Below are 10,836 nucleotides of genomic sequence, written 5' to 3'. Positions count from 1 at the left end.
CGTGGTCATCGACACCGGCAACTACTACCCGCAGCAGCACGACGGCAGGATCGCCGCCATCGACGACGCAGCGGCCGAGCGAATCGTGCGCGTCCTCATCGACGAACTCGGCTTCGACACCGTGGACGCGGACGGGCGGACGATTCGTGGCACCAGCAGCCCGGAACGCCCGCCCACGGAAGCCGGGGCGATGCCGACAACGAAAGACCCTGAGGGCTGTCCCACAATCCCTGGTGGATCGGCGTGCGGCGTCCGATGCGGTGCATCGCAAGGCGGAGGGACGCCCGAATACTGGGTGTATTCGGGCGTTCCGACAACGCGGCTAGGTGCCGTAGCTGTCGTCGCACGCCCGCCAGGGATTACGGGACAGCCCTTGGGCACCAATAAGAGAAATGAGGACTCGACGTGGAGCAGAACATCGGCGACAAGGCGATTGAGTTTCTGCGGTTTCTGGAGATTTACGACTTCTCCAGCGCCCAGGCAATGTGCACCGACACGGCCGCTGTGTGGCAGAACGACGGCAAGGGAGCGCAGGCGATCGGCGAGAGCCTGGAACACTTCAAGTCCTTTGCCGCTACCGTCGGTTCGTTGCGGTACGACATAATCCGCCAGTTCCAGAATTCGAACGAGGTGCTCCAGCAGCAAGTACTCCGCCTGGACATGGCCGACGGCTCTCGCCGCGAGGCGCACGCTGCGGTGTATTTCCGGTTCGATGGCGGCCTCATCGACCGGATCGAGGAGGCCGTCTACACCGTGCCGACGGACAAGGCATCATGATTTCAGCCTGCCGCCCGAGTATCAGAGAGAAATGAACCTTCGCGTGCACCGCCGTCGAGAAGCTGCTGCGCTGCCTGACGGTGATCTGATCCGGTTCGGGCTGTTCCGGTACGCCCCCGAGGTTGTTGTCAGGCCAGGGTCGTGAGCACGGCCGGGTCGTAGGGGACGGACCGGTCCAGCTCGCCGCGGAGCGCCAGCGCGGCCCAGTCCGGGTTGGCCAGCAGCGTCCTGCCCAAGGCGACCAGGTCGAACTCGTCGCGCTCCAGTCGGGCCACCAGTTCGTCGATGCCGGTCAGGCCGGCCTGCCGGGTGAAGCCCTGGGTGAACTCGCCCTCGCCGTACTGATTGTCCAGGCCGACCGAGCCGACGGTCACGGTGGCCTTGCCGCTGAGCTTGCGCACCCAGCCGGCCAGGTTGAGGGTGCTGCCGTCGAACTCGGGCAGCCAGTAGCGGCGGGTGGAGGCGTGGAACACGTCGACACCCGCGTCGGCCAGCGGCGAAAGCATCTGCGCCAGCTCATCCGGGTTCTCCGCGATGCGTGCCTCGTACGCGTTGAGCTTCCACTGGGAGAGCCGGAAGAAGACCGGGAATCCGGGGCTGACGGCCGCGCGGACGGCCCGCACGACATCGGCGCCGAAACGAGCCCGGGAGGCCGGGTCGCCGCCGTAGTGGTCGGTGCGCCGGTTGGTGCTCTTCCACAGGAAGCTGTCGATCAAGTAGCCATGCGCGCCGTGCAGTTCGACGCCGTCGAACCCGAGTCGTTCGGCGGCCGCGGCGGCTTCGGCGAAAGCGGCCACCGTGTCGTCGATGTCCTGCTGGGTCATGGCCTTCCCGGCCGGGGCGCCATCCAGCCCGAGCCCGGACGGGCCCTCGGCGGGCGGATCGGTCGCGGTGCGTACGACTCCGGTGTGCCACAGCTGCGGAATGATCCTGCCGCCGGCCTCGTGCACCCGCCGCAGCACGTGGGCCCATCCGGCAAAGGCCTGCTCGCCGTGGAAGTGGGGCACGTTCTCGTACGCGCCGGCCGCGGCGCGGTTGACGTAGGTGCCCTCGGTGATGATCAGCCCGACCTTGTTGGCCGCCCGGCGGGCGTAGTACTCCGCGACATCCGGGCCCGGCACGCCGCCGGGGGACGCCGTTCTGGTCATGGGGGCCATCACGATCCGGTTGGGGACCATGAGATCGCCCACGATGAACGGCTCGCCCAGGCTGGCCATTATTCCTCCCTAGTTTCGGCAGCGCTCATACACAGATCTTCCATGTGCGCCTGTCTTCCAACCCGGCAATGCACTTCGAGTTCGTACGGAAACCGCTGCGGCCGGACATCGACAGCGCACAATCATCGACCTTGTCGATCGCAATGTCCAGCCTTCTGAATCGAATTATGCGATTCAGTGGATCGAAATAATCAGTTTGACCACACCAGCGGGATCACCAACAGTAGTCCTCAACGGTTCCATGCTGGCGCCAACGATCACTCTGTTGCCCGTTGAGGGTCCATAAACGAGCTCAAGACCTAAAAAAACTGAAGGAAGACGGGTATGCAGACACTGGAACCGTCCGCTCGTCCGAACCGATTGCCATCATTGACCGGCATGCGATTCGTCGCGGCATTCGCCGTGCTGATCTCTCACCTGGACAGTCAAATCGTAGGGACATTCCATCCTGACCCGCCGTATCGGGTGATCACGACCCTCGGGCCGGTCGGGGTGGCTTTCTTCTTTGTACTCAGCGGATTCATTCTCACCTGGGTTGCCGATCCGGACGATACCGCGAGGCTGTTCTGGCGTCGACGTCTGGTGAAGTTGTATCCGAACCATTTGGTGACGTTTGTGGCCGCCAGGATCCTGATGGTCGCCGCCGGCGTGCAGATCGTGGCGATCAATACGTTTCCGGCGCTGTTTCTGATCGAACCCTGGATTCCTTACCTGGAACCCCATGGCGGGTTTACCGGTAGCAACGCGGTGAGCTGGAGCCTCGGTTGTGAGATGGCGTTCTATCTCGTGTTCCCTTGGCTGATCCGTCTCATCGGCAGCATCCACCCCTCACGGTTGTGGCTGTGGGTGGCAGTCGTCGTCACGGCCAGTACTGCTGTCCCCTTTATTTCCCAACTGCTGCCGGCGCAGCCATTCACGTCATGGGATCCGACATCTTCGGAGTGGCAGAGCTGGTTCGCCTACCTCTTCCCCCTCCCGAGGATGCTCGAATTCGTCCTCGGCATCCTGATGGCACGCATCGTCATCACCGGGAAATGGATCCGCCTCGGCATGACGCCGGCATTTCTCCTGACGATCACCTGCGTGGTGGTCCAGTCCTACCTGCCCGGTGTGTTCCACCTACGCGCCGGACCGACCGCGCTTGCCGTCGCCTTCGCGATCGCAGCAAGCGCCAGCGCCGACATACGCGGTGCGCGAACACCTTTCAGTGGCCGAACCATGGTCTGGCTGGGTGAGATCTCGTACGCCCTCTACATGGTGCACTACCTCGTCGTCCAGTACGGCCCGGTCGACGCCCTGCACGCCACGGGCGAAGTGACCGCATCCCTGTCGACGAGACTGATCAATATTCTGCTCACCGTCGTGATCAGTATCTCCCTCGCGGCGGCCCTCTACATGCTGGTCGAACGTCCCGCGGTACGACGCTTCAGCCGTCCGGCCGGCGGACGAAAAGGGCTTGAACCGCTCTCACCTTCGACCTGACACCATCCATCAACCCCATCGTCGTGACCGATATCTTTATCTCCAAAAGACGTCAGCCCACTGGATCTATTTATGCGATTCAGTGGATCGAAATAATCAGCTTGACCGTGTCAACGGGATCGCCAATAGTGGTTCCGCGCCAACACTGCCGACTGGAGAGAAACTCTCGTTGTGAGCCGCAACGGGAGAGTCGGTTTCCGTTGCCGATCCGCATCGCGGGCGTTGTTGTCGAGGACAAGGCAGGAAGTGGAGTCCAGAGTGAACCAGAGCCGCCTTACCGAACGGATTTCCGACGAGTTGCAGGGCAAGCGAGCCGTGGTCACCGGTGGCAGTCGCGGTATCGGCGCCGCGATCGCGCAGCGCTTGCTCGATGCCGGCGCCACAGTTGTCACCGCTGCCCGTAATCCGACCGCGGACGCTCCGTCCGAAGCCAATTTCGTGAGCGCCGACCTCAGTACGCCCGGCGGTGTGCGCGAGTTCGCGGACGCCGCGCTGCGAATTCTCGGTGGCGTGGACATCATCGTCAACAATGCGGGAGGGGTTCGCGCCTTTCCGAATGCGCTGGACATTGAGGAAGACTGGCAGTACACGATGGATATAAACTTCCTCGCTGCCGTCCGGCTCAATTCCGCACTTGTGCCGTCCATGATCGCGAGCGGAGGTGGGGTCATTGTGCATCTCTCGTCCATTGCCACCCTTTCTTCCCATCCGCTGCTCCTGCACTATGCCGCCGCCAAGTCCGCACTCGCGGTGTACGGCAAGGGACTTGCGGTCCAGTTGGCGCCGCAAGGTATCCGTGTCGTAGCCGTCTCTCCGGGGAGGGTGGCGACACCGGGGGCGGACGAAGCACTCGAAAAGATGAGTGCACATCTCGGCGACAGCACGGAGCTGGATTCGGAAACGTGGGTCGGCGATATTCCGCTCGGGCGGATCGGTCAATCACATGACATCGCCGAGGCGGTTGGTTTTCTGGTCTCCCCACGCGCCGCGTGGATCACCGGCAGCACTCTCTCCATTGATGGCGGGCAGAGCGCAGCCCTGTGACCTGTGACGCACGGTGGGCCACGCCGGTCCTTCTCACGCCTGCCCACCAGCAAGATCACGAACTTCTGTTGGGTCGGCAACCAAATTAGTCGGCAACCAAGTTATTCGTCAGGTAACCGCTCGCCCGTACTGGAAGGACTGACGCGATGACCGAAGCAGGGGACAGCGCGCGGGCCTATACGTTCGGTCCGGCCGACCGGCTCGACGTCGACCCGCGGCTGGCCGAGATGTGCCGCGAGCAGCCGGTGCTGCGCGTGAACCTGCCTTACGGCGGCGACGGTGACGCCTGGCTGGCCACGCGGCACGCGGACGTCAAGACGGTACTGGGCGATCCCCGGTTCAGCCGTGCCGCCGCGGGTGAGGACGTGCCCCGCGCGGTCGCTGCCGCGTTGCCCAGTACCACCATGCTGAGCATGGACCCGCCGGAGCACAGCCGGCTGCGGCGCCCGGTGGCCGAGGCCTTCACTCCACGACGTGTTCAAGCGCTGCGCCCGCGCGCCCAGCAGATTGTGAACGGCCTGCTCGACACCGTGATCGCCGCGGGACCGCCCGCTGACCTGGCCAAGGCGCTGACCTGGCCGCTGCCGATCACGATGATGAGCGAACTGCTCGGCGTGCCCACGGCCGACCGCGACCGGTTCACCGTCTGGGTGGACAGTTTGTTGGTCCTCTCCGATCCGGACCAGGCCACGCGCGCCCGCGAACACCTCGACGACTACCTCACCGGCCTGATCGCATTCCGCCGCACCAACCCCAGCGACGACCTGCTCGGCGCTCTCGTCGCCGCGTCGGACGAGAAGGACGGGCCCGGCGACGAGGACCTGGTGAGCCTTGCGTCCAGCCTGCTGTCCGCCGGCTACGAGGCCACCGCGAGCCAGCTCGGCAACTTCGTCTACACGCTGCTGACCCATCCCGATCACTGGCGGGAGCTCGTCGCCGATCCCGGTCTGGTACCCGGTGCCGTCGAGGAACTCTCCCGGATCATCCCGAGCAGCGCTTCGGCCGGCTTCACCCGTGTCGCCCTTGAGGACGTGGAACTGAGTGGGCGAACCGTTCGCGCCGGCGACGCCGTGGTCGTCGAGTACGCCGTGGCCAACCGGGATCCCGAGGTGTTCACCCACCCTGAGGAGATCGACTTCCACCGGCCGAGCAACCCGCACCTCACCTTCGGGTACGGCGTGCACTTCTGCCTCGGCGCGCAGCTGGCCAGGATGGTGTTGCGCATCGTGGTCGAATCCCTGACCCGCCGTCTGCCCGATCTGCGTCTGGCAGTCCCTGCCGACCAGGTGCCCTGGCGGACCGACCGCCTCATCCGCGGGGTGGCAGCACTGCCGGTCAGCTGGTGACGGAGGCAATCAGGTGCTCGGTGCCGGATGAGGCCCGCAGGCAGATGGCCTCGCAGTCCTGTGATGCACGTATTTCTGCCGGATCAGTAACCAATCGCTTGCCCGTACCGGAAGGAATGACGCGATGACCGAAGCAGGGGACGGGGTGCGGGCCTACCCGTTCGGTCCGGCGCCCGACCGGCTCGACGTGGACCCGAGGCTGGTCGAGATCTGCGGCGAACAGCCGGTGCTGCGCGTCACTCTGCCCTTCGGGGGCGACGCCTGGCTGGTCACGCGGCACGCGGACGTCAAGACGGTGCTGGCCGATGCCCGGTTCAGCCGTGCCGCCGCCGTGGGCGACGACGTGCCCCGGACGGTGGCGGTCGGTCTGCCACGCACCTCCATGCTGAGCATGGACCCGCCGGAGCACAGCCGGCTGCGGCGCCGGGTGGCGAACGCGTTCACCGTGCGCCGCGTGGAGACGCTGCGCCCGCGCATCCAGGAGATCGTGCACGGCCTGCTGGACACCATGGTCGCCGGCGGGCCGCCGGCCGACCTGACGCAGGCCCTGACCTGGCCGCTGCCGATCACGGTGATCTGCGAACTGCTCGGCGTGCCCACGGCCGACCGCGACCGGTTCACCGTCTGGGTGGACGGCTTGCTGATGCTCTCCGACCCGGACCAGGCCGCACAGGCCCGCGGACACCTCGGTGACTACCTCACCGGTCTGATCGCACTGCGCCGCACCAACCCCACCGACGACCTGCTCGGTGAACTGGTCGCCGTACGGGACGAGGAGGACAGGCTCCGCGAGGAGGACCTGGTCAGCCTCGGGGTCAGCCTGCTCTCCGCCGGTCAGGAGGCCACCGCCAACCAGATCGGCAACTTCGTCTACACGCTGCTGACCCATCCCGGCCTCTGGCGGGAACTCGCCGCCGATCCGTCGCTCATCCCCGATGCGGTCGAGGAACTCTCCCGGTTCATCCCGATCAGCGCGACAGCCGGCTTCACCCGGATCGCCACCGAGGACCTGGAGCTCAGTGGGCAGCTCATCCGCACCGGCGACGCGGTGGTGGCCGAGTTGGGCCTGGCCAACCGGGATCCCGAGGTCTTCGACCACCCCGACGAGATCGACTTCCACCGCGGGACCGTCCCGCACGTCACCTTCGGGCACGGCGTGCACCACTGCCTTGGCGCGCAGCTGGCCAGGACGGAGTTGCGCATCGTGCTCGAAACCCTTATCGACCGCCTGCCCGGTCTCAGACTCGCCGTTCCGGCCGACCAGTTGTCCTGGCGGACCGAGCGCCTCATCCGCGGGGTGGCCGCACTTCCGGTCAGCTGGTGATGTGGCCCTACGACACCAACGGCAGCCCGCCCCTGCACCACTCGCCGACATCACCAGGACGCCATCAGGAGGGCTGACCATGGCCGAACCACGGGAGGCGGGCACCGCGCCGGTGCCCGATCCGGGCAGGGGACTTGCCCAGGCCCTGGCGGCCGTCGAGCCGGGCAAGCAACTCGCCGAGGTCATGGCGACCGTCATGGAGGGCCACGGGGACCGGCCGGCTCTCGGCGAACGCGCCAAGGACCCGTCGACGGCGCGCCTGCTCCCGCGGTTCGACACCCTCAGCTACCGAGAGCTGTGGGCGCGCGTCCGTGCGCTCGCCGGCCGGTGGTACCACGACCCCGAGTACCCGTTGAGCGCGGGCGAGCGACTGTGCACCCTGGGCTTCGCCGGCATCGACTACGCCACACTCGACCTTGCGTGCCTGCACACGGGCGTCGTGGCCGTGCCGCTGCAGTACAGCGCGCCGCCGGCCCAACTCGGGCCGATCATCGCGGAGGCCGAGCCGCGCGTGCTCGCCGCGAGCGCCGAGCACCTGGACACCGCCGTCGCAGCTGTTCTCGGGGCACCCTCGATCCAGCGCCTGATCGTGTTCGGCCACCACCCCGAGGACGCCCACCGGTACGACGTGCTGGCGTCCGCCCGGCGGCGCCTGGCCGAGGCCGGCAGCCCGGTGGTCGTCGACTCGTTGGCGGAGCTGATCGACCGCGGGTCCGACCTGCCGCCCCCTCCGCTGTTCACCGCCGCCCCGGGCGACGATCCGCTGGCCCTGCTCATCTACACCTCCGGCAGCACCGGGGCTCCCAAGGGGGCCATGTACACGCAGCGGCTGGTCGGCACCGCGTGGTACGGGTTCAGCTACGGGACCGATGACGTGCCCGCCGTCAGCGTCCTCTACATGCCGCAGAGCCACCTCGCCGGCCGCTACGCGCTGATGGGCTCGCTCGTCCGCGGCGGTGTCGGATACTTCACCGCCAAGAGCGACTTGTCCACCCTCTTCGAGGACATCGCCCTGGTCCGCCCCACGGAACTGACCATGGTTCCCCGCGTCTGCGACATGCTGTTCCAGCAGTACCGGAGCGAACTGGACCGGCGGACCGGCGAACCGGGTGACATCGAGACGGCGGTCAAGACGGACCTGCGGGAGAACTTCCTGGGCGGGCGCGTCGCCAAGGCGTTCGTCGGCACCGCCCCGTTGTCGGCCGAGCTGACGGTCTTCGTCGAGTCCTGCCTCGGCCTCCATCTGTACACCGGTTACGGCTCCACCGAAGCCGGCGGGGTGTTGCTGGACACAGTGGTCCAGCGTCCGCCGGTGATCGACTACAAGCTCGCGGACGTCCCGGAACTGGGCTACCACCGCACCGATTCGCCGTATCCGCGCGGCGAACTGCTACTGAAGTCCGAAACCCTCGTCCCCGGGTACTACAAGCGCCCCGAGCTCACGGCCGAGATCTTCGACGAGGACGGCTACTACCGGACCGGCGACGTCATGGCCGAGATCGGACCCGACCGGCTGGTCTACGTCGACCGCACCAAGGACACCCTGAAGCTGTCCCAGGGTGAGTTCGTGGCCGTATCACGCCTGGAGGCCGTCCTTCTCGGCAGTCCCCTCGTCCGGCAGATCTACGTGTACGGCAACAGCGAACGCGCCCACCTGCTCGCGGTGGTGGTGCCCGCCCCGGACGCAACGGCCGGGTGCGGCGGGGCCGTCGACTCGCTCAAGCCGCTGCTCAGTGCGTCGCTCCAGCACGTCGCCAAGGAAGCCGGACTCAACTCGTACGAGATCCCACGCGACTTCCTGATCGAGACCGAGCCCTTCAGCCCCGAGAACGGCCTGCTCGCCGACAGTCACAAACTGCTGCGCCCCAGGCTCAAGGAACGCTACGGCCAGGCCCTGGAACGGCTCTACGCCGAAATCGCCGAGAGACAAGCGCAGCAACTGCGCGCACTGCGGCAAGCCGGTCCGGACCGGCCCGTGGTGGAAACGGTCGGCCGGGCCGCCCAGGCACTGCTGGGCGGCACGCACGCCGGCCTGAGCGCCGAGGCGCACTTCACCGACCTGGGCGGGGATTCCCTGTCCGCCCTGTCCTTCTCTCGGATCCTGCAGGAGATCTTCCACGTCGAGGTTCCGGTCGGGGTGATCATCAGCCCGGCCAATGACTTGGCACGGGTGGCGGGGTACATCGCGGCGGAACGGCGTTCCGGGGCGCGGCGTCCCACGTTCGCCTCCGTGCACGGCGAGCACAGCACCGCGGTCCGCGCCGGTGACCTCGCCCTGGACAAGTTCCTCGACGCGGCCACGCTTGCCGCCGCCCCGGCGCTGCCCCGCCCCGAAGGTGCCGTGCGAACCGTCCTGCTGACCGGAGGCAACGGCTACCTCGGCCGGTTCCTGTGTCTGGAATGGCTGGAGCGTCTGGCGCCCTCGGGCGGCAAGCTGTTCTGTGTCGTCCGCGGCAGCAGCACGGCCGTCGCGACGCGGCGCTTGGACGCAACCTTCGACAGCGGTGACGGCGAACTGCTCAAGCGCTACCGGGAATTGGCCGATGGGGTCCTGGAAGTGCTCGCGGGGGACATCGGCGAGCCGCACCTCGGGCTGGACGAGGACACCTGGCGCGGGCTGGCCGGCTCCGTGGACCTGATTGTCCACCCGGCCGCCCTGGTCAACCACGTGCTGCCCTACCGCCAGTTGTTCGGCCCCAACGTCGCCGGCACGGCCGAACTGATCCGGTTGGCGCTCACCACGCGGATGAAACCCGTCACCTACGTCTCCACCGTCGCCGTGCACCTCGGAGCTGCGCGGGCGGCCCTCGACGAGGACGCCGACATCCGCAGCACCAGCGCGGTGCGGCATCTGGATCAGAGCTACGCCAACGGCTACGCGACCAGCAAGTGGGCCGGCGAGGTCCTGCTCCGGGAGGCACACGACCTGTGCGGCCTGCCGGTCGTCACCTTCCGGCCGAACATGGTCCTTGCGCACAGCAGGTATCTCGGGCAGGTGAACGCGCCCGACATGTTCACCCGCCTGCTGCTCAGCCTGATCGCCACCGGCATCGCGCCGGGCTCGTTCTACCGGACCGGTGGCGCACGCGCCCATTACGACGGTCTGCCGGTCGACTTCACCGCCAAGGCCATCACCGCGCTGGGCGGGCGGGCCACCGAGGGCTACCGGACCTTCAACGTACTGAACCCGCATGACGACGGGGTCTCGCTGGACACCTTCGTCGACTGGCTCACCGAGGCCGGCCACCCGATCCAGCGGATCGACGACCATGGCGAATGGCTCGCCCGTTTCTCGGCCGCACTCCGTGCCCTGCCGGAGAAGCAGCGCCGGCACTCGCTGCTGCCCCTGCTGCACGCCGTGGCGCAACCCGAGGAGGGCGTCCCCGGTCCGACGCTCCCCGCCGAGCGGTTCCGCGCCGCCTTGCAGGCCGCCGAGGTCGGCCCCGGCACGGACGTTCCCCACCTGTCGGACGGCCTCATCCGCAAGTACGTCACCGACCTACGGCAGCTCGGCCTGCTCTAGCGGCGGTTTGTTGACGGGGCAGGGTCGTAGTAAGCCGGCGGCGGTAGCCGATGGGGGGCGACGGCATTGCGCGCGCCGGTCGCCGAAGCACGGACCGGCTCCACCGCGGCGTCCGGGCGGTGG

At 67.3% G+C, this 10,836-nt stretch carries 7 protein-coding genes and 1 pseudogene; 7 read left to right on the top strand and 1 reads right to left on the bottom strand.

Annotated elements, in window-relative coordinates; genetic code table 11:
* Positions 1–4: 4 nt before the first annotated feature.
* Positions 5–213: pseudogene (locus OG611_RS37995) on the top strand (NADP oxidoreductase); the annotation flags it as partial.
* 192 nt (positions 214–405) lie between these two features.
* A complete protein-coding gene (locus OG611_RS37990; protein WP_266430887.1) occupies positions 406–777 on the top strand; it encodes a nuclear transport factor 2 family protein in 372 nt (123 codons plus the stop codon).
* 128 nt (positions 778–905) lie between these two features.
* Here OG611_RS37990 and OG611_RS37985 read toward each other — a convergent pair whose 3' ends face one another.
* Entirely contained in the window at positions 906–1,994 is a 1,089-nt protein-coding gene (locus tag OG611_RS37985; RefSeq protein WP_266430885.1) for an NADH:flavin oxidoreductase, read from the bottom strand.
* A 324-nt stretch (positions 1,995–2,318) separates the two neighbouring features.
* On the opposite strand from OG611_RS37985, the gene OG611_RS37980 reads away from it, so the two are divergent.
* The 5 genes from OG611_RS37980 (at position 2,319) to car (ending at position 10,713) form a co-directional block, all read left to right on the top strand.
* Entirely contained in the window at positions 2,319–3,476 is a 1,158-nt protein-coding gene (locus OG611_RS37980) for an acyltransferase (RefSeq protein WP_266430883.1), read from the top strand.
* A gap of 258 nt (positions 3,477–3,734) precedes the next feature.
* A complete protein-coding gene (locus OG611_RS37975) occupies positions 3,735–4,520 on the top strand; it encodes an SDR family oxidoreductase (protein WP_266430881.1) in 786 nt (261 codons plus the stop codon).
* 146 nt (positions 4,521–4,666) lie between these two features.
* The gene (locus OG611_RS37970) at positions 4,667–5,866 is read left to right on the top strand and encodes a cytochrome P450 (RefSeq protein WP_266430879.1); all 1,200 of its coding nucleotides are present in this window, start codon (positions 4,667–4,669) and stop codon (positions 5,864–5,866) included.
* A gap of 124 nt (positions 5,867–5,990) precedes the next feature.
* Positions 5,991–7,190 carry a cytochrome P450 gene (locus tag OG611_RS37965; protein ID WP_266430877.1) on the top strand — a complete coding sequence of 400 codons (1,200 nt, stop codon included), beginning with the start codon at positions 5,991–5,993 and terminating at the stop codon, positions 7,188–7,190.
* 79 nt (positions 7,191–7,269) lie between these two features.
* Positions 7,270–10,713, top strand: coding sequence for a carboxylic acid reductase (gene car, locus OG611_RS37960; protein WP_266430875.1), 3,444 nt, complete (start codon positions 7,270–7,272; stop codon positions 10,711–10,713).
* Positions 10,714–10,836 lie beyond the last annotated feature (123 nt).

The sequence above is a fragment of the Streptomyces sp. NBC_01363 genome (assembly GCF_026340595.1).
GTDB lineage: Bacteria > Actinomycetota > Actinomycetes > Streptomycetales > Streptomycetaceae > Streptomyces.
This window is presented reverse-complemented; position numbering and strand designations above follow the sequence as displayed.